Genomic DNA, 20,150 nt, shown 5'->3' with positions numbered 1-20,150 from the left:
TGATCATCTTTCAGGGTTCTTACTAGCTTGACGCTATGGGAAATCTCATCTTGAGGGGGGCTTCATGCTTAGATGCTTTCAGCACTTATCCCGTCCGCACATAGCTACCCAGCGATGCCTTTGGCAAGACAACTGGTACACCAGCGGTGCGTCCATCCCGGTCCTCTCGTACTAAGGACAGCTCCTCTCAAATTTCCTGCGCCCACGACGGATAGGGACCGAACTGTCTCACGACGTTCTGAACCCAGCTCGCGTACCGCTTTAATGGGCGAACAGCCCAACCCTTGGGACCGACTACAGCCCCAGGATGCGATGAGCCGACATCGAGGTGCCAAACCTCCCCGTCGATGTGGACTCTTGGGGGAGATAAGCCTGTTATCCCCGGGGTAGCTTTTATCCGTTGAGCGATGGCCCTTCCATGCGGAACCACCGGATCACTAAGCCCGACTTTCGTCCCTGCTCGACTTGTAGGTCTCGCAGTCAAGCTCCCTTGTGCCTTTACACTCTGCGAATGATTTCCAACCATTCTGAGGGAACCTTTGGGCGCCTCCGTTACTCTTTAGGAGGCGACCGCCCCAGTCAAACTGCCCACCTGACACTGTCTCCCACCCCGATAAGGGGTGCGGGTTAGAATTTCAATACAGCCAGGGTAGTATCCCACCGACGCCTCCACCGAAGCTAGCGCTCCGGTTTCTCAGGCTCCTACCTATCCTGTACAAGCTGTACCAAAATTCAATATCAGGCTACAGTAAAGCTCCACGGGGTCTTTCCGTCCTGTCGCGGGTAACCTGCATCTTCACAGGTACTATAATTTCACCGAGTCTCTCGTTGAGACAGTGCCCAGATCGTTACGCCTTTCGTGCGGGTCGGAACTTACCCGACAAGGAATTTCGCTACCTTAGGACCGTTATAGTTACGGCCGCCGTTTACTGGGGCTTCGATTCAGAGCTTCGCTTGCGCTAACCCCTCCTCTTAACCTTCCAGCACCGGGCAGGCGTCAGCCCCTATACTTCGCCTTGCGGCTTCGCAGAGACCTGTGTTTTTGCTAAACAGTCGCCTGGGCCTATTCACTGCGGCTCTTCGAGGCTATTCACCTCAAAAAGCACCCCTTCTCCCGAAGTTACGGGGTCATTTTGCCGAGTTCCTTAACGAGAGTTCTCTCGCACACCTTAGGATTCTCTCCTCGCCTACCTGTGTCGGTTTGCGGTACGGGCACCTTTTATCTCGCTAGAGGCTTTTCTTGGCAGTGTGGAATCAGGAACTTCGGTACTATATTTCCCTCGCCATCACAGCTCAGCCTTTACGGTAAGCGGATTTTCCTGCTTACCAGCCTAACTGCTTGGACGCGCATATCCAACAGCGCGCTTACCCTATCCTCCTGCGTCCCCCCATCACTCAAACGATAAAGAGGTGGTACAGGAATATCAACCTGTTGTCCATCGCCTACGCCTTTCGGCCTCGGCTTAGGTCCCGACTAACCCTGAGAGGACGAGCCTTCCTCAGGAAACCTTAGGCATACGGTGGACGGGATTCTCACCCGTCTTTCGCTACTCATACCGGCATTCTCACTTCTAAGCGCTCCACCAGTCCTTACGGTCTAGCTTCAACGCCCTTAGAACGCTCTCCTACCACTGACACCATACGGTGTCAATCCACAGCTTCGGTGTTACGTTTAGCCCCGGTACATTTTCGGCGCAGAGTCACTCGACCAGTGAGCTATTACGCACTCTTTAAATGGTGGCTGCTTCTAAGCCAACATCCTGGTTGTCTAAGCAACTCCACATCCTTTTCCACTTAACGTAAACTTTGGGACCTTAGCTGGTGGTCTGGGCTGTTTCCCTTTTGACTACGGATCTTATCACTCGCAGTCTGACTCCCACGGATAAGTCTTTGGCATTCGGAGTTTGTCTGAATTCGGTAACCCGATGAGGGCCCCTAGTCCAAACAGTGCTCTACCTCCAAGACTCTTACAACGTGAGGCTAGCCCTAAAGCTATTTCGGAGAGAACCAGCTATCTCCAAGTTCGATTGGAATTTCTCCGCTACCCACACCTCATCCCCGCACTTTTCAACGTGCGTGGGTTCGGGCCTCCATCCAGTGTTACCTGGACTTCACCCTGGACATGGGTAGATCACCTGGTTTCGGGTCTACGACCACATACTAAAATCGCCCTATTCAGACTCGCTTTCGCTGCGGCTCCGTCTTTTCAACTTAACCTTGCATGTAATCGTAACTCGCCGGTTCATTCTACAAAAGGCACGCTATCACCCATTAACGGGCTCTAACTACTTGTAGGCACACGGTTTCAGGATCTATTTCACTCCCCTTCCGGGGTGCTTTTCACCTTTCCCTCACGGTACTGGTTCACTATCGGTCACTAGGGAGTATTTAGCCTTGGGAGATGGTCCTCCCAGCTTCCGACCGGATTTCTCGTGTCCGGCCGTACTCAGGATCCACTCAGGAGGGAACGAAGTTTCAACTACAGGGTTTTTACCTTCTATGACGGGCCTTTCCAGACCGCTTCATCTACCCCGTTCCTTTGTAACTCCATGTTGAGTGTCCTACAACCCCAAGAGGCAAGCCTCTTGGTTTGGGCTATGTCCCGTTTCGCTCGCCGCTACTCAGGGAATCGCGTTTGCTTTCTCTTCCTCCGGGTACTTAGATGTTTCAGTTCCCCGGGTCTGCCTTCAATACCCTATGTATTCAGGTAAAGATACTGCTCCATTACGAGCAGTGGGTTCCCCCATTCGGAAATCTCCGGATCAAAGCTTACTTACAGCTCCCCGAAGCATATCGGTGTTAGTCCCGTCCTTCATCGGCTCCTAGTGCCAAGGCATCCACCGTGCGCCCTTTCTAACTTAACCTAAAAGGTTATTTTCTTCTTAATTACTTAAGAGAGAAAAACTAATGTGGCGATTCTCGGTTTTACTTTGACTTCTTCTTACGATTATCTAGTTTTCAAAGAACGATTAAAAAAAGCTTTGAGAGAATTGCTCCCTCAAAACTAAACAAACAAGTAACAGTCAACTTTTTATCAGTCCACAAGGACTGCATTATCCTTAGAAAGGAGGTGATCCAGCCGCACCTTCCGATACGGCTACCTTGTTACGACTTCACCCCAATCATCTGTCCCACCTTAGGCGGCTGGCTCCTTGCGGTTACCCCACCGACTTCGGGTGTTACAAACTCTCGTGGTGTGACGGGCGGTGTGTACAAGGCCCGGGAACGTATTCACCGCGGCATGCTGATCCGCGATTACTAGCGATTCCGGCTTCATGTAGGCGAGTTGCAGCCTACAATCCGAACTGAGAATGGTTTTATGGGATTGGCTAAACCTCGCGGTCTTGCAGCCCTTTGTACCATCCATTGTAGCACGTGTGTAGCCCAGGTCATAAGGGGCATGATGATTTGACGTCATCCCCACCTTCCTCCGGTTTGTCACCGGCAGTCTCCTTAGAGTGCCCAACTGAATGCTGGCAACTAAGAACAAGGGTTGCGCTCGTTGCGGGACTTAACCCAACATCTCACGACACGAGCTGACGACAACCATGCACCACCTGTCACTCTGTCCCCCGAAGGGGAACGTCCTATCTCTAGGAGTGTCAGAGGATGTCAAGACCTGGTAAGGTTCTTCGCGTTGCTTCGAATTAAACCACATGCTCCACCGCTTGTGCGGGCCCCCGTCAATTCCTTTGAGTTTCAGCCTTGCGGCCGTACTCCCCAGGCGGAGTGCTTAATGCGTTAGCTGCAGCACTAAAGGGCGGAAACCCTCTAACACTTAGCACTCATCGTTTACGGCGTGGACTACCAGGGTATCTAATCCTGTTTGCTCCCCACGCTTTCGCGCCTCAGCGTCAGTTACAGACCAGAAAGCCGCCTTCGCCACTGGTGTTCCTCCACATCTCTACGCATTTCACCGCTACACGTGGAATTCCGCTTTCCTCTTCTGTACTCAAGTCCCCCAGTTTCCAATGACCCTCCACGGTTGAGCCGTGGGCTTTCACATCAGACTTAAAGGACCGCCTGCGCGCGCTTTACGCCCAATAATTCCGGACAACGCTTGCCACCTACGTATTACCGCGGCTGCTGGCACGTAGTTAGCCGTGGCTTTCTGGTTAGGTACCGTCAAGGTACCGGCAGTTACTCCGATACTTGTTCTTCCCTAACAACAGAGCTTTACGACCCGAAGGCCTTCATCGCTCACGCGGCGTTGCTCCGTCAGACTTTCGTCCATTGCGGAAGATTCCCTACTGCTGCCTCCCGTAGGAGTCTGGGCCGTGTCTCAGTCCCAGTGTGGCCGATCACCCTCTCAGGTCGGCTACGCATCGTCGCCTTGGTGAGCCGTTACCTCACCAACTAGCTAATGCGCCGCGGGCCCATCTGTAAGTGTCAGCGTAAACCGACTTTCAGCTTTTCCTCATGAAAGGAAAAGGATTATCCGGTATTAGCTCCGGTTTCCCGAAGTTATCCCAGTCTTACAGGCAGGTTGCCCACGTGTTACTCACCCGTCCGCCGCTAACCAAGAGGTGCAAGCACCTCAAGATTCGCTCGACTTGCATGTATTAGGCACGCCGCCAGCGTTCGTCCTGAGCCAGGATCAAACTCTCCAAGAAAGTTGATATAGCTCATTTTGTTACGTTGGCTTAGCTTTTCTAAAAAGCTAAAAAATTGTTTGTTGACGTTCTTGTTTGTTTAGTTTTCAAAGAGCAATATTCTTCGTTTACTTCGTGAACAACTTCGCTCAGAAGCAACTCTATTACTATATCATTTCATTAACTTCGCGTCAACACTTTTTTTAAAAAGTTTTTAACGCCTGCGCGTTGTTAATTCGTTATTAACGACTGCTAAAATATAATAACACCATTATCGAATAACGTCAACAATATATTTAAATTAATATCATCTCACTTATTTTTCTTCTATATATAGAAGAAAGCCGACTCTCAAATCAAAGAGCCGGCTTCTTATGTTAAAAAACGAATTAGTCAATAATTTCCCAAACCCTCTGCAATACTTCTACGTATTTACGCATTTTTATTAGTGACCTGCCCCCCAAAAAAGTAGGAGCACCACCCTTATTAGTGACCGCTCCTTCTCTTTTTCCTTCTTTAAGGGTATCAGACAGCTGCTCTAGTTCCCACTCCACCCCTTTTTCCTCCTCCACCGGTATCAGACAGCTGCTCTGGTTCCCCGCTCCACCCCTTTTTCCTCCTCCACCGGTATCAGACAGCTGCTCTAGTTCCCACTCCACCCCTTTTTCCTCCTCCACCGGTATCAGACAGCTGCTCTGGTTCCCCGCTCCACCCCTTTTTCCTCCTCCACCGGTATCAGACAGCTGCACTGGTTCCCCGCTCCACCCCTTTTTCCTCCTCCACCGGTATCAGACAGCTGCACTGGTTCCCACTCCACCCCTTTTTCCTCCTCCACCGGCATCAGACAGCTGCTCTGGTTCCCACTCCACCTTTTTTCCTCCTCCACCGGTATCAGGCAGCTGCTCCGGTTCCCCGCTCCTTCTCTTTTTAAAATTTTACGGGTTGTCATCACTCATCACTTATCACTCATCACTCATCGCTCAATGGCTAAAGACACAAAAAAAGCCGGCTCTCAAATGCGTTAGCCGGCTTCTTTGTTTATTTCGTAATTTTTATAATTCCTGTTTGTTTCAGATCAACTTGACCTGGCTTTTCAATCACTACCTTTTCACCTTCTGCTAAGTTCGTGAAGACAATCGGTGTAATGGTTGATGTAGCATGTTCTTTAATATAATCTAGATCAACTTTTAGTAACGGCTGACCTTGTTCTACAATGTCATTCTCCGCTACTAAGGTTTCAAACCCTTGACCTTTTAGGTTTACGGTATCAATTCCAACATGGATTAGAATTTCGCGTCCTGTATCAGAGAGAATTCCAATTGCGTGCTTGGTTGGGAACAGGTTAACGATTTTCCCGTTTACAGGGGATACAATTGTACCCTCTACTGGGACAATGGCAAAACCATCACCCATCATTTTTCCAGCAAACACTTGGTCAGGAACTTCTGTGATTGGTTTTAGTTCACCTTTCAGCGGTGACATAAATCCTTCATCTTCTGTACTGCGTGCATTTTGAAGTGCTTCTGGATTAATTTCCTCGATTTGCTGTTCCACGCCTTTTTCTGGCGCCTTCACTGTGGTACGAGGTTTTTTACCATCCATAATATCTTTCATTTGTCCTTTAATGGTTTCTGAACGCGGTCCAAAGATCGCTTGGATGTTGTTTCCTACTTCAAGCACACCCGCTGCGCCTAGCTTTTTCAGTTGGGCTTTATCAACATCTTTAATATCATTAACAGAAACACGAAGGCGGGTAATACATGCATCTAAATGAGCAATATTTCCTTTGCCGCCCATTGCATCCAAAATATTTGAAGCCAAATCACCTGATCCTGCTTTACCAGTTGGAGCTTGATTTTCTTCTTCCTCTAGTTCACGACCTGGAGTTTTTAAATTAAAGGTACGAATCGCAAAACGGAAACCAAAGTAATATACAACCGCAAATACCAGACCTACAGGAATAACAATCCAAGCATTCGTTTGTGGGTTAATTAGCCCGAATAGGATATAGTCAATTAATCCACCAGAGAAAGTCATCCCGATTTTCACGTCTAACATGTGCATAATCATAAACGAGAATCCAGCAAATATTGCATGGATACCAAATAATATTGGTGCAACGAATAAGAATGAGAATTCAATTGGTTCTGTAATACCTGTTAAGAACGACGTTAGAGCAGCAGATGCCATTAATCCTCCGACGAAAACTTTCTTTTCAGGCTTAGCTTCGTGATAAATCGCTAAAGCTGCTGCTGGAAGTCCAAACATCATGAACGGGAACTTACCTGTCATAAATGTTCCAGCCGTTAAATTTTGAACATTATCTGTAATTTGCGCCATAAAGATACGCTGATCTCCACGAACTACTTCTCCTGCTTTTGTAGCGTATTCTCCAAATTCATACCAGAAAGGAGAATAGAAAATATGGTGTAAACCAAATGGAATTAATGCTCGTTCGATTACTCCGAAAATAAAAGCAGAAATCGTTAAGTTTGCATGTACCATGTTCTGAGAAAATGCATTTAGCCCATTTTGAATTGGCGGCCAAATGAAAATCATCAACAATCCTAAAATTAGTGCACTAGCTGCCGTAATAATTGGTACAAAACGCTTTCCTGCAAAGAATCCTAAATAAGATGGTAATTCAATTTCATAAAACTTGTTGTACATTGCCGAAGCAAGTATACCGACAATGATCCCTCCAAACACGCCTGTTTGAAGTGTTGGAATTCCTAATACGCTTGCATAGTTTAGTCCATTCACATCTTCTGGTGTAATCCCAAGGACCGTGCCCATCGTTACATTCATTATCAAGTAACCAATAATTGCTGCTAAGCCAGCTGTTCCTTCTCCTCCAGCCAAACCAACAGCAACCCCAACTGCAAACAAGAGCGGGAGGTTCCCAAAGATGATATCTCCAGCTTTTTGCATAACAGCCGCAATCAAATCAACTGTACTGTTATCTAAGAATGGAGCTAATTCTAGTAGTGCTGGGTTTCTAAGTGCTGCTCCCAAAGCAAGTAAGATACCCGCAGCAGGCAAAAGAGCGACCGGTAGCATTAACGCTTTACCGACTTTTTGCAAGACGCCGAAAGCTTTTTTAAACATAATATATACCTCCAATTTATTTATGGCTCATTAAGCGTTTTCATTTACTTCATAAAAACAAAAAAAGGCATGAGTAAAAGTTCAATTGAATAAGGCTACGGGTATAGATTACCCAAAAACCTTTGCTTCAATTAATACTTTTCACTCATGCCTGATCGAATCAGTAACACGTAAAAAATAATAACTATTTAAATTTTTTCTGTATTCTTTGCAAATGCATGGTTAAATACACCGCTTCTGCATCAAATACTTTCAATTTCATTGTTTGTTGCATCACTTTAATGAGCTTCCATGAGAGATTATAGCATACAGGATATTCTTGTTTCAATAGGGAATTTATTTTTTCTGGTTCCTCTACTTTTTCTCCTTTAATGACTCTCTCAATCGTGAATCGAAGGTGACGCACAAGCCTCATATAATCAATGCTTTCTTTATCAATATCAATTTCAAACTGCTCTTCAACCATCTTGACCAGTCTGCTGACTAACTGGGAATGTTGATTTACGTCAGAAAGGTTCTTTTTGGTCATCGCACTATGAATATGGAGGGCAATAAAACCAATTTCGCCAATAGGCAGGTTAGTTCCTGTCTTTTCATTGATTAGCTGGACAACCTCTGTGGCGATTTCATATTCATGCCGATAAAGTGTTTTTGTTTCAACCAAGAATGGATTACTTATTTCTATTCCTTTTCTTACACGAGAAATCGCAAACATTAAATGGTCTGTTAACGCTACATGAATATGCTCATCTAGAAGCGTATTGGTTCTATGTTTGATCAGACCAATAGCAGATATAATTACTTCTAGCAATTCATTCTCAATAAAAGGAAGCAATTTAATATAATTTTGCTGTTCCTTTTCATTTTTTAGCACAAATAGTTTTTCAACTGAATCCGTTTCAATAAAGTCTCCATGTTTCCGATTGAAACCGATTCCTTTTCCAATTAAAACAACTTCTTCGTAGGAAGGGTGTTCAGCTATTAAAACATTGTTATTTAACACCTTATCAATCAACAGCTTTACCATAACCCTTCCCCCATTTCGTCCCAATTATCTCTCTTTGTATTCCCATGTTATAAGAGACAAATCAAGAAGTCAACGACAATATTCGACAACTATTATTTATACGTAATTCCTCTTATCGCTATTAAAAAGAAACCCGCCGTAAATGCAAGCAATGCTAGTGTATCCCTTATGAGCGTAGTGGGATGAAGGCTGCCACTGATAATTTCTTTAAAGCCAGACATCGCCCAGCTTTGGGGTACAGCTAAAGAAATCTTTTGCATGTATTCTGGAACAAGGTCAATAGACCAATACACACCGCCGAGCATACACGTACTCACGATTAACACTGCCCCAATTGCACCAGCTTGCTGTTTCGTTTTTACTATTCCAGCAATCATAAGACCAAAACCAACCACACATAATATGACTAAAGAAGCAAAAGGGATCATATAGGTTAAGTTCCCCCAGGTGGTGCCGAACAAAAGGTTCATGGCAACCATTAATACTGCGAACTGAATCCAACCCATTAGAAAATAGGCAATTAAATATCCTATACTAATCTGCAGCTTACTAGCTGGGGTAACCATGAGTCGACCCCATGTACCACCGATTCTTTCATCTAGAATAGTAGATGCAGCGCCCGAAAGACCAAACATCATAAACATGATAGCAAAACCAACAAACATTAAATTTATTTCCACTGAGCTGTTATCATCCCTTTGAATCGTTTGTTTTTCGATGGCAACTCCTTTACTTGTTGCGACTGCTTCCAGTAAATCCGGCAGAGCGGCAGAATCGCTTTCCTCCTCAATCTGAAGGACGCGAATAATTACGTTTGCTGTTCCTTGCAAATGCGGCTCTAAAGCAAGGTAATCTTCTGTCTTATTGCGAAGAATCACATCAAACAATGGTTGTTTTCCCATAACTTTTTGTTGGATGTTAGTTGGAATGACTATGGCAGCTAATGTATCCTGCCCTTCCACATGTTCCTTTGCTTCCTGCAATGTTGCTTTATTCCACTTGTAGTGTTCATTTTTCTTCAAAAGAGTGAAGATTTCAGCGCTATGTTCTTCTTCATTTATTACAACATCTATTACTGGTTTTGTTTCTCCCGACTCTATAGCAATTCCACCAAAAATCCAGCCAAATAAGCCCGGCAAAATAAACATCATAACCAAGGCTCCCGGTGATTTAAAAAGTTCCTTTAAATGAAGCCATGCTATTACCCCAATCCTACGCATACTTCCCTCTCCTTTCGATTGAAAGGCGAAATAAGCCAATCGCAAAAAATAATATCCCTAAGCCAATTGCGCTCAGTACTGCAGGGATAATTTCAAAAAACGATGCCCCTGACATTAAATCTAAATAAGTTTGGAGTGCGAGACCATTCGGCAATAATTTAGAAACAGAAACAAACCAATCTGGGAATATATATAACGGCACCATACTCCCGCCTAAGGCAGCGAAAATTTGCGTTCCTAACATTCCAGCAGCATTAAAGCCTTTCTCTGTTTTGATAAAAGAGCCTGCCAATACACCCAAACCACAAGCACTTATGACAAAAGCAAATGTCATTATTACAACACCGGGGATTGAATTTCCCCAGTCAACTCCAAATATAAGCTTTGTGCCAATGATAATCACAAAAGCCTGCAATAAAGATATAACGATTAAACCAATCATTTTTCCAGTTAAGTAGGTTATGTAGGTTAGATTTGATATCAGCAATCGTTTAAAGACCTCTTGCTCTTTTTCAAGAATCATTGCCGAAACACCTTGAACGACGGTCATTAGCAGGAACATGACACCCATGGCAGCAGCATAATACTGAAAAGAACTAACTGGATTCGTGTCTGCATTTATAGATGTTTCATTGAGGAGGTTTTGACTCGCTGCTTCTGCGGAGGTATTACCTTGAACAGGTAGTGCCATATTTGCTGACATTGCTTCGATTGGTACGGATTGAGCGAATTGTTCTATTACACTTGAAACGATGGTTGCTTTAATACCAGGGTCAGGAACTGAGATTAGTTTTGCACGCGCTTGTTCTCCCGTCATCAAGGAAGCTGTAAAATCCTCATCAATAACAATTCCTACATCAAGTTTATGGTCCTTAATTTTTTTAACCATTTCTTCTTCTTGAAAATATTTAACCTTCAATTGATCAGATAATTCCTTTTTAAAAACCTCTTCCGATAATACTCCGCCTAACTGCCCCTGATCTAAATTAACAATTCCCAACGTAAATTCTTCTATCGTAACATCTTCATCACCATCCATCATATCGCCAAATGCTGATCCTAAAATAGCAATTAACAAAAGAGGCATCGCGATTAACGTTAATAAAGCCTTTTTATCACGAATAATAATCAGTAAATCTTTCCACGCCAGCCACCAGGAAGTCATCATCATCCCCCCTAATCTCTTAAGCTTCTTCCAGTTAAATGCAAAAAGACACTTTCTAGGTTGGGTTCAACAATTTCCACAGATGTAATCTTCGTCCCGTCTTTTGTCACCAGCTGGATTAAATCACTTAGAATCGCTTGCGGTTCTTTATGAAAAACAGTAAGCAATTTGTCTTTTATCAGGATATCTTTTTCCACCGCCAAACCTTCTAGTAAACCAATAATCTCTAAATGGTTCGACCTTTCTTTATCCAAAGAGATGATAATTCTTGACCGGTCACCGATAGTCTCCCTCAACTCTCGAAGGGTTCCACAGGCAATTAACTCTCCGTGGTCTATTATCCCAATCCGTTCGCAAAGGTATTCCACTTCTTCCATATAGTGACTAGTATAGATAATAGTCATTCCATTTTGATTTAAGGATTTTACGGTATTGAGAATATGATTTCTTGACTGCGGATCGATTCCAACTGTAGGTTCATCCATGATTAATACGTCTGGTTTATGTAAAATGGCAGCACCAATATTAACCCGCCGTTTCATTCCGCCCGAAAAGGTATTGATTTTGTCCTTGGCTCGGTCTGTCAGCCCAATGATTTCAAGAACTTCATCAACAGCTTTTTCAAGAGCATTTCCAGACAAATCATACATCCTCCCCCAAAATTTCAGATTCTCCCTTGCTGATAATGTCTCATAGAGTGCAATTTCTTGAGGGACAACCCCTATCGATTTTTGGGCTTTTTTTGGATTTTTGATAACATCAACACCTTTTATTTGAATACTCCCTGAGGTCGGAGGGTATAAACCGGTTATCATGTTGATTGTAGTGGATTTGCCCGCACCATTCGGTCCAAGTAGACTGAAGGACTCGCCTTTCTCCACCGAAAAGGAAACACCCTTCACTGCTTCTAACTTCCCAAAGCTTTTTCCAAGCTCCCGAACGTTTAGTATCTTCACTTTCAACACTCCCTTTCCATTCTCTTTCTTATACCCCTATCATACAGCAGAAAATTGGAAAATTTATCTATTTTTATGAAAAATAAAAATATTTTGTGAAATAGTTCACAGCACAAAAAAGAGCCTGTGATGATCACAGACTCTTTCAAACACTATTGTAAGAAAATGAAGTATAGAATGAAAATGACAAAGAAGAAATACATAATCGGATGAACATCTTTCATTTTGCCTTTAACAATCATCGTAATTGGGTAAAAGATAAATCCTACAGCAATCCCTGTTGCAATGCTATATGTCAAAGGCATAGCAATCATAGTAAGGAAGGCTGGTACAGCAACTTCAAATTTCGTCCATTCAATTTTCCCTAACGAACCTACCATCAACGCCCCAACAATGATTAAGGCTGGTGCTGTAACTGCCGCTGTTACTACTGATAATAACGGGAAGAAGAACAGTGATAGAATAAACAATGCTGCGGTAACAAGTGAAGCAAAACCTGTTCTTGCACCCGCTGCTACCCCGGCAGATGATTCAATATAAGACGTTGTTGTTGATGTACCAAGGACTGCACCAACAGTTGTTGCTACTGAGTCAGCAATTAAAGCTCTTCCTGCACGTGGTAATTTATTGTCTTTGATCATTCCTGCTTGATTCGCCACTGCTACAAGTGTCCCAGCATTATCAAAGAAATCGACAAACAATAGCGTCAAGATAATTCCAAGCATGGCCATTGAGTAAAACGAACTATCGGTAAAAGAAGAAAACGCGGCTCCAAATGTAGGTGCTATACTTGGAACGGTATCGACAATTTTATCTGGTGTGTCAATTAAGTTAAAGATCATTCCTACGATAACAGTTATAATCATTCCGAGAAATACTGCTCCATTAAACCCTCTAGTCATCAGAATAACCGTCACAATGATTCCGAAAATTGCTAGTAAAGTTGGTCCAGCTGTCAAATCACCTAATCCTACAAGGGTCGCATCATTGTTTACTACAATACCGGCACTTTGCAATCCAATAAAGGTAATATATAAACCAATACCGGCTCCAACTGCATGCTTTAACTCAATCGGAATCGCATTAATTAATTTCTCACGTAATCCTGTAAGTGTTAATAAGAAGAAAAATACTCCGGAAATGAATACTGCACCTAGAGCATGCTGCCATGGAATGCCGCTGCCTAACACAACTGTATAAGCAAAGAAGGCATTTAGTCCCATACCTGGCGCTAAAGCAAGTGGGTACTTTCCGAGTAATCCCATCACAATGGATCCAATTGCAGCAGCTAAGGCCGTTGCTACAAATACCGCTCCATAATCCATTCTAAGTGCGTCAGGATAATCCTTTACACTAGAAAGGGTCAAAGTAAGCGGGTTAACGACTAATATATAGGCCATCGCCAAGAAGGTAGTCATGCCGCCAATAATCTCACGACGATAATTCGTCCCTAATTCTTTAAACATAAAATACTTTTGCATTCTTCTTCCCCCTAGGAATCTTTCTTTTATAAAAACAAAAAACGCTCCGATATCTACCGGAACGCTTGACTTGGGGCAAGTGTAAATAATAGAGGAATAACCTCTGTTTTTAACACTGCCTCGTAGTCAAGCCATTTACGGTGGCTCGGTAGAAACTTTTGGGCCATATTCCCAAGATTATACGAGTTAAATCGACAAATTATTTACTTCTCCTTTATCTTATCAGGGATATCCCAACTTGTAAACACAAAAAGCGAACGTTTTTAAAATTTTATTTAAAAACGTTCGCTTTTAGAACTATTATCTAAAATTTATTCCCATTCAATTGTTGCAGGTGGCTTACTTGTAATGTCATAGACCACACGGTTAACATGTGAAACTTCATTTACAATCCGAGTTGATATAACTTCAAGCACATCCCATGGGATACGGGCCCAGTCAGACGTCATTCCATCAATGGATGTAACAGCGCGAATACCGATTGTATAATCATATGTTCTGGCATCGCCCATTACACCAACACTGCGAATGTCTGGCAGTACAGTAAAGTATTGCCATATTTCACGATCAAGTCCAGCCTTCTTTATTTCTTCCCTTAGGATCCAGTCGGATTCACGAACAATTTCAAGTTTATCATCAGAAATCGCTCCTAAAACACGAATTCCAAGACCTGGTCCAGGGAATGGCTGTCTCCAAACTATATCATCTGGAATTCCAAGCTCCGTACCAACGGCGCGGACTTCATCTTTAAAAAGGGTATTCAATGGTTCGATTAATTTAAATTGCATATCCTCAGGCAATCCGCCGACATTATGATGAGATTTAATCGTTTGTGCAGTTGCTGTTCCGCTTTCGATGATATCGGTATACAGCGTTCCTTGTGCTAAGAAGTCAATCCCTTCAAGCTTTGTTGCTTCATCATCGAATACATAAATGAATTCATTGCCAATAATTTTTCGCTTTTTCTCAGGATCTGAGACCCCTTCTAGCTTAGATAAGAAACGTTCCTTTGCATCCACTTTAATGACATTCATATGGAAGCCTTCTGCAAAGGTCTTCATGACACTTTCCGCTTCATTTTTACGAAGAAGCCCGTGGTCAACAAAGATACAGGTTAGCTGATCTCCGATTGCTTTGTGAATGAGAACAGCAACAACAGAAGAGTCTACTCCACCGCTAAGGGCACAAAGTACTTTCTTATCTCCAACCTGCTCACGAATCTTTGCCATTTCCACTTCAATGAAGTTCCCCATCGACCAATCGCCTTTACACTCACAAACATTAAAAACGAAATTCTTAAGCAGCTCATTTCCATATACGGAGTGACGAACTTCTGGATGGAATTGAACAGCGTATAATTTTCGTTCCTCATTACTCATCGCCGAAATAGGGCAGGATGGGTTTGTTCCGTCAACGGTAAAACCAGCTGGTGCTTCGACAACCAAATCTCCATGACTCATCCAAACCACTTGCTCCTCAGGCATATCATGGAAAAGCTTCGTCTGATTTTGGAGATTCATCACCGCTTTCCCATACTCACGGTTCTTCGCTTTTTCAACCTTCCCATCAAAGTGAACAGTCATTAGCTGCATACCATAGCAAATTCCTAAGATAGGCAGACCCATTTCAAAAATTTCCTCATCGCAGCGGAATGAGTTCTCATCATATACACTATTCGGTCCGCCTGAAAAAATGATTCCCTTTGGATTCATTTTTCTAATTTCCTCAGCGGTAATCGTATGTGGATGAAGTTCACTATAGACACCGAACTCACGAATCCTGCGTGTGATCAACTGGTTATACTGGCTTCCAAAGTCTAAAACAACAATCAAATCTGTATTTGTCAACACGGCCACCTCTTCCAAAATAATAAGGTTAGTATTTACTTTTATCACAAAAAAAAAACTAGAATTCCCCCCTCCGTATAAACCACAGAAGGCAGAATTCTAGCTTTCTCACAATTGCTATGACAGAAATTTCTGCCTTCATAGTCAGGTCATTACGGTGACCCGGTAGAGACTCTCGAACCTATTTTCGAGGATATATGAAGGAAAACCTATTTAGAAAAGCGGAAGCGCCTTGCTCAGGGGCGACAGGCATAAGACGAGCCGGCGGGAAGGTTGTTCTTTAACCTTTCTGACGGATTGGCTTATGACCCCGAGCCCCTAGGCGCTGCAGCTAGACATTAAATTTACGCCTTATTGTAACAATAGGTTGTTTTAACGGTCAAGCAATTGTCTTTTTAATTAAATTTTCCCACAATTCATATGAATCTTTCCAGCTTCCCTCAGGAAGTTTCTGGTGATATAGATATTGCTCATATCTATCGGTTAGCTTTGACATCTCCCTAGATGCAAAGAAGGTATCAATGTATCGTGCATAATTTCTAAGTGTTTGGCCATCATTACGTTTTAGTCCATAACGCTCCAGTTGCTCAAGAAGAATGAGGTAAGCCTTACCAATGTTTTCATCCTTTTTTCTTAATCGGAACTGAAGTAAATATAGACGCGGAATCCACTTTCCTCGGGATCGATACAGAAGGCCCGCTGCCCCAACAACTATTGCGGATACTAATAAAATTAATTTCCAGTTACTATTAAAAAATATTTTTATACTCAACCAGAAACCAGTAAATGAAAAAGAATTATCCTTATTCTCCGAACTGCTGCTATCTTCCTCCAGATTCTGCTGTGGTTTTGGTGCTGGCTGAGCAGTTGTTTCCGTAGCAGCAGGTGTTCCATCTGGATTTGTAAAACTAATCGAAACGTCATTTGTAAAACCCTTAGTTGGTTCAAAGGGAACCCAGCCTTGGTTAGGGAAATAAACTTCTACCCATGAATGTGCATTATTATTGGTAATTTCATAGATTGATTTCGAAGTATCCCCTTCACTATATTCCAGAAAATCCCCACCGGTATACCCTTTTACCCAACGAGTAGGTATTCCTAATGTTCGAAGCAGAACCGCCATCGAGGTGGAAAAATTATCACAATACCCTACTTTTGTATCAAATAAGAATTGATCGACATAATCATCTTCTTCTTCAGGAACAGCCACATTCTTTTGATCATAACGGAAATCAGAGCCACTAAAATGCCGCTCGATTGCTTTTGCTTTATCAAACCAGTTTGTTTCACCTTCGGTAATACTTTGTGCTAATTCCTTAATTCTTTCAGGAAGATTCTCCGGCAGCTGTGTATATTGGGCAAGGAATTCTGTACTTATCTGTCCAGGGTCGACAACACTAGTCTCCCTTAACTTACTTGCTTCATATTGTGGAATTTTATACTCAACTGTATAAGCATCAGGAGCAATAGGCTTAGAATCAAAACCGAAGATTGAAATCTTTTCCTTCGTTGAGTCTATCTCCAAGGTATAGCTGCGTTCAAATTGCACCCTTTGGATTCCTGCAGGGTAAATGAGGTGCTCATAATCCATAAATAAGAATAATCTTGCAGATTCTTCCCTGGTTTCTACCGTTGATGGGATGGAGGAAACAGGTATTACCTCATCCCCACCTATTTGGAAAGAAGTTGAACTAGAAGGAATCCACCCTTTCCCCGTATAATGATCCTTTGTTTCTACCTTCCAATAATTCTTTTGCCTGGCTTCGGTCTTAAATACGGTACTGTCGTCGCCAATAAAAGGGCCGCCTAATTGAGTATCGTCGGTACCGTAGCCAACTTTTGAAACACCCGTTCCATTTGCATCATCTCCGCCTTTATTGCCAGCAGCCTGAAGATATGGAACAGGGTCTGGCCATATTGGTTCGAACTTAGGCGCAATAATCCCAACAATAACGCTAAAAGCTATCATTATCACTAAGGGTCTCATCCATTTTCGAGTAATAATAGAATCTGCACTTACCTCTTCCTTAGCCAAGATTCTGTAATAGGTTAACATCCCCATGACAGCAAAGCCCACAACAACCGTCCGGACAATCGCTGTTTTCGCACTATACAGCGTAAAAGTATCCAAAACCGTTATATAAATAAGTGTCATAAAGAAGAAAATAAAAATCCTTTGCCGTTTCAAGAGCCAATAGTTCACTAAGTAAACCATTAACCAAAGCAAAATAAAGAACAAAAGTGTTCGAAATTCATTTGTTATTCCCAACCAATTTAGAGCTAAAATTATACTAAAATTAGTAGTCCAATCACTTAAAAAGGAAGACAACCAGCTAAATTGAAAGAATCCAGTATTATAATGAAACATATGAACTGAAAAGAGGATAAACCAAATTTTTAAAATCATTTGCCAAATCCACTTTAGTTTTAAGAACGATACTGCAAAAGAAAGGAGAATAAAAATAACAAACATTTCAATATGGTCCGTTTGAGTTAATTGCTCCACCGGACGCAACCATTCCCATAAAAGCAAAAATCCCAATAAATATACAAGAAAAGCTTGAAAATTTCTTTTCATCGCAAATTCACCTCCGAGAAGGCTGAAGCAAATTCCCCTTCATGAACCATTAGAACCCGTACATTTCGTGCATTTGCAAGAGCGATAAGGGACCTTTCACTTTGAGTAGGAGCTTCTTTTTCTCCTTTTATCAGAAAAAGAGTAATCTTTCCTTTTCTTTGTCCCAGAAAGCCTGCCTTTTCTATTAAAGGCTTTGTTAATTGGGCGGTTACTAGTAAGAAGGATACCGTTTGCTGGACAAACATTCCCTCAGTCTCTAACACCTTCTCAAACGAGGAAGAACTCTTTGCTTCTATCCTGGCAAGATGATAAAAGAGCTGATGCAGTTGATCTTCTCCTCCCCTAATGGGAAAGGATGCCCTCTCTCTGCTAATCGTTAAGAGCCCCGTTTGTGCTCCCTTTTTTAGAACGGCTCGTAATAAAGAGGCGGTAAAGGAAACAACCCCCTCAAAATGCATATCAGGAGAACAGTCCATTACAACAAACACATCATGCGATTGGCGTTGTTCAAATTCCTTCGTCATGATTTCGTTCCGTTTTGCAGAGGCTTTCCAGTTTATCCATGAGAAGCGGTCCCCAGGCTGGTAATCCCTTACCCCTATCGCAAGCGTGGTATCACGCTGGACCCGTTCTCGTGATGCGGTCATCCCTTGATCGAAATGTGTCTCAAATGGGCGGTAAACCAACTCCGTATAGGCTGGATAGGCGATGACTTTACTTTCTGCATAATGAGCTTTTTCCTTTTCAACTAATCCAAGAAGGTCACCTGTTCGAACGATAAAGCTGTCGAATATATGCTCCCCTCTCGGCAAATTATCAATAATATATTCATAGGTAAATACCTTCTTAAAACCAGGTAATACTAGTGCCTTGGCTTTCTTTTTATGATAAGAATGAGTAAGTGTATCTGATAATTTATCTTCAATAAGCAAATAGAAGATAGGGAAGATAGAGTTTCTCTTCACATTTACAGTAACTTTTAAAGACTCACCCGCATTAAAGTCTGTTTTTGGTATTTCACGCGTAATTTCCAGCTCATCCAGAGAATAGAATGATAGGCCCACACAATAGAGCGCAAAAGGTAAGAAACTATAAAATAAGAACCAGCTTACAAATCCCCCCTGAAACATCGCATATGAAAAAGTAAGCAATATCAAAAATAGTAAGACAACAAACTTCCATACTTTTTTGAATGGAATCCACAATTTCTTCATGGTTACTTCACAAGCCTTTGAACAGGAACAGGTAATCTCATAATCACTCGGTTGACAATTTCTTCTGCTGTAATTCCTTCAAACTTTGCTTCTGATTTCAAAATAATTCGATGTGATAGTACAAATGGTGCTAAATACTGGATATCATCTGGAAGACAAAAGTCACGGCCATACATGAAGGCATAGGCTTGTGCCGCTTTCATCAAAGCGATTGATCCCCTTGGACTGGCACCAAGGTAGACCCCAGGAAAGCGTCTAGTCTGGTTAACGATATCCACTATATAGCGCTTTATCGTTTCATCCACGTAAACCTCTTTTATTTCTTTTTGCAGTGCTATTAAACCTTCAAGGTCAATGACTGAATACAGGTCTTCAATTGGCGGGACCTTTTGTGCCCTATTTAGAACTTCTATCTCTTCATCTACTTCAGGGTAGCCCATTTTCATCTTCAACAAAAAGCGATCGAGCTGTGCTTCAGGCAGTGGATACGTTCCTTCGTACTCTATCGGATTTTGGGTGGCCATAACAAAGAATGGTTTTTGCAGTCGATGGGTAACACCATCAATCGTTACACTCGCCTCCTCCATCCCTTCAAGTAAAGCCGATTGGGTTTTGGGTGAGGTTCGGTTAATTTCATCTGCGAGAATAATATTCCCCATCAACGGTCCTGGTCGAAATTCGAATTCCATTTCCTTTGGATTATAAATCGAAATTCCGGTCACATCTGAGGGTAATAGGTCAGGAGTAAACTGGATCCTCCGGAAGTTAGCATTAACAGACTTCGCAAGTGCACGGACCATCATCGTCTTCCCCACACCTGGTACATCTTCTAGGAGCACATGGCCTCCTGCTAATAAGGCAATAAGGCTAAGCTCGGCTACATTTCTTTTTCCAATCATAACCTTTTCAATGTTTATAAGAATTTTCTCTATCGTTGGGTTCATTTGTTCTCGAGCCACGTA

12 protein-coding genes, 2 rRNA genes and 2 riboswitches (1 of these 16 only partly in view) are annotated in these 20,150 nt (G+C 42.7%); all 14 genes read right to left on the bottom strand.

What is annotated here, in order from left to right; translation table 11 throughout:
* Positions 1-2,864: ribosomal RNA gene (locus QNH48_RS01735) — 23S ribosomal RNA — on the bottom strand (it extends 74 nt beyond the left edge of the window).
* Positions 2,865-3,063: 199 nt separating this feature from the next.
* A 16S ribosomal RNA gene (locus QNH48_RS01730) occupies positions 3,064-4,613 on the bottom strand.
* Together the 16S and 23S rRNA genes form the textbook arrangement of a ribosomal RNA operon.
* A gap of 368 nt (positions 4,614-4,981) precedes the next feature.
* Entirely contained in the window at positions 4,982-5,251 is a 270-nt protein-coding gene (locus QNH48_RS01725; protein WP_283953500.1) for a hypothetical protein, read from the bottom strand.
* 23 nt (positions 5,252-5,274) lie between these two features.
* Complete coding sequence (locus tag QNH48_RS01720; RefSeq protein WP_283953499.1) at positions 5,275-5,409, bottom strand: hypothetical protein; 135 nt, start codon at positions 5,407-5,409, stop codon at positions 5,275-5,277.
* A gap of 221 nt (positions 5,410-5,630) precedes the next feature.
* Positions 5,631-7,700 carry a glucose-specific PTS transporter subunit IIBC gene (gene ptsG / locus QNH48_RS01715; RefSeq protein WP_283953498.1) on the bottom strand — a complete coding sequence of 690 codons (2,070 nt, stop codon included), beginning with the start codon at positions 7,698-7,700 and terminating at the stop codon, positions 5,631-5,633.
* 184 nt (positions 7,701-7,884) lie between these two features.
* Positions 7,885-8,727 (bottom strand): glucose PTS transporter transcription antiterminator GlcT, encoded by an 843-nt coding sequence (glcT, locus tag QNH48_RS01710; RefSeq protein ID WP_283953497.1) that lies wholly within the window; start codon positions 8,725-8,727, stop codon positions 7,885-7,887.
* Between the two features lie 92 nt (positions 8,728-8,819).
* A complete protein-coding gene (locus tag QNH48_RS01705) occupies positions 8,820-9,947 on the bottom strand; it encodes an ABC transporter permease (protein ID WP_283953496.1) in 1,128 nt (375 codons plus the stop codon).
* Positions 9,940-11,118, bottom strand: a complete 1,179-nt coding sequence (locus QNH48_RS01700) for an ABC transporter permease (RefSeq protein WP_283953495.1) — start codon at positions 11,116-11,118, stop codon at positions 9,940-9,942. Before QNH48_RS01700 ends, QNH48_RS01705 begins: the two co-directional genes overlap by 8 nt.
* A 5-nt stretch (positions 11,119-11,123) precedes the next feature.
* On the bottom strand, positions 11,124-12,062 hold the full coding sequence (locus tag QNH48_RS01695; RefSeq protein ID WP_283955650.1) for an ABC transporter ATP-binding protein: 939 nt from the start codon (positions 12,060-12,062) through the stop codon (positions 11,124-11,126).
* 158 nt (positions 12,063-12,220) lie between these two features.
* Positions 12,221-13,549, bottom strand: coding sequence for an NCS2 family permease (locus QNH48_RS01690; RefSeq protein ID WP_283953494.1), 1,329 nt, complete (start codon positions 13,547-13,549; stop codon positions 12,221-12,223).
* 103 nt (positions 13,550-13,652) lie between these two features.
* A riboswitch (purine riboswitch) is annotated at positions 13,653-13,754 on the bottom strand.
* 106 nt (positions 13,755-13,860) lie between these two features.
* Positions 13,861-15,399 (bottom strand): glutamine-hydrolyzing GMP synthase, encoded by a 1,539-nt coding sequence (guaA, locus tag QNH48_RS01685; protein WP_481858478.1) that lies wholly within the window; start codon positions 15,397-15,399, stop codon positions 13,861-13,863.
* Between the two features lie 118 nt (positions 15,400-15,517).
* Positions 15,518-15,617: riboswitch (purine riboswitch) on the bottom strand.
* 158 nt (positions 15,618-15,775) lie between these two features.
* Complete coding sequence (locus QNH48_RS01680; protein ID WP_283953492.1) at positions 15,776-17,974, bottom strand: transglutaminaseTgpA domain-containing protein; 2,199 nt, start codon at positions 17,972-17,974, stop codon at positions 15,776-15,778.
* Positions 17,971-19,188, bottom strand: coding sequence for a DUF58 domain-containing protein (locus tag QNH48_RS01675; protein WP_283953491.1), 1,218 nt, complete (start codon positions 19,186-19,188; stop codon positions 17,971-17,973). The genes QNH48_RS01680 and QNH48_RS01675 overlap by 4 nt, the downstream gene beginning before the upstream one ends.
* Before the next feature lie 2 nt (positions 19,189-19,190).
* Entirely contained in the window at positions 19,191-20,132 is a 942-nt protein-coding gene (locus QNH48_RS01670) for an AAA family ATPase (protein WP_481858477.1), read from the bottom strand.
* Positions 20,133-20,150 lie beyond the last annotated feature (18 nt).

Source organism: Neobacillus sp. YX16 (assembly GCF_030123505.1).
Taxonomy (GTDB): Bacteria; Bacillota; Bacilli; order Bacillales; family Cytobacillaceae; genus Neobacillus.
Note: the sequence above shows the minus strand (reverse complement) of the source record. Positions and strands in the feature narration are given on the sequence as shown.

What these genes read in the sequence shown, in the direction of transcription:
- QNH48_RS01690 (WP_283953494.1), bottom strand. Translation starts at nt 13,549, where the DNA reads ATGCAAAAGTATTTTATGTTTAAAGAATTAGGGACGAATTATCGTCGT.
- QNH48_RS01705 (WP_283953496.1), bottom strand. Translation starts at nt 9,947, where the DNA reads ATGCGTAGGATTGGGGTAATAGCATGGCTTCATTTAAAGGAACTTTTT.
- glcT (WP_283953497.1), bottom strand. Translation starts at nt 8,727, where the DNA reads ATGGTAAAGCTGTTGATTGATAAGGTGTTAAATAACAATGTTTTAATA.
- QNH48_RS01670 (WP_481858477.1), bottom strand. Translation starts at nt 20,132, where the DNA reads ATGAACCCAACGATAGAGAAAATTCTTATAAACATTGAAAAGGTTATG.
- QNH48_RS01675 (WP_283953491.1), bottom strand. Translation starts at nt 19,188, where the DNA reads ATGAAGAAATTGTGGATTCCATTCAAAAAAGTATGGAAGTTTGTTGTC.
- QNH48_RS01700 (WP_283953495.1), bottom strand. Translation starts at nt 11,118, where the DNA reads ATGATGATGACTTCCTGGTGGCTGGCGTGGAAAGATTTACTGATTATT.
- QNH48_RS01680 (WP_283953492.1), bottom strand. Translation starts at nt 17,974, where the DNA reads ATGAAAAGAAATTTTCAAGCTTTTCTTGTATATTTATTGGGATTTTTG.
- ptsG (WP_283953498.1), bottom strand. Translation starts at nt 7,700, where the DNA reads ATGTTTAAAAAAGCTTTCGGCGTCTTGCAAAAAGTCGGTAAAGCGTTA.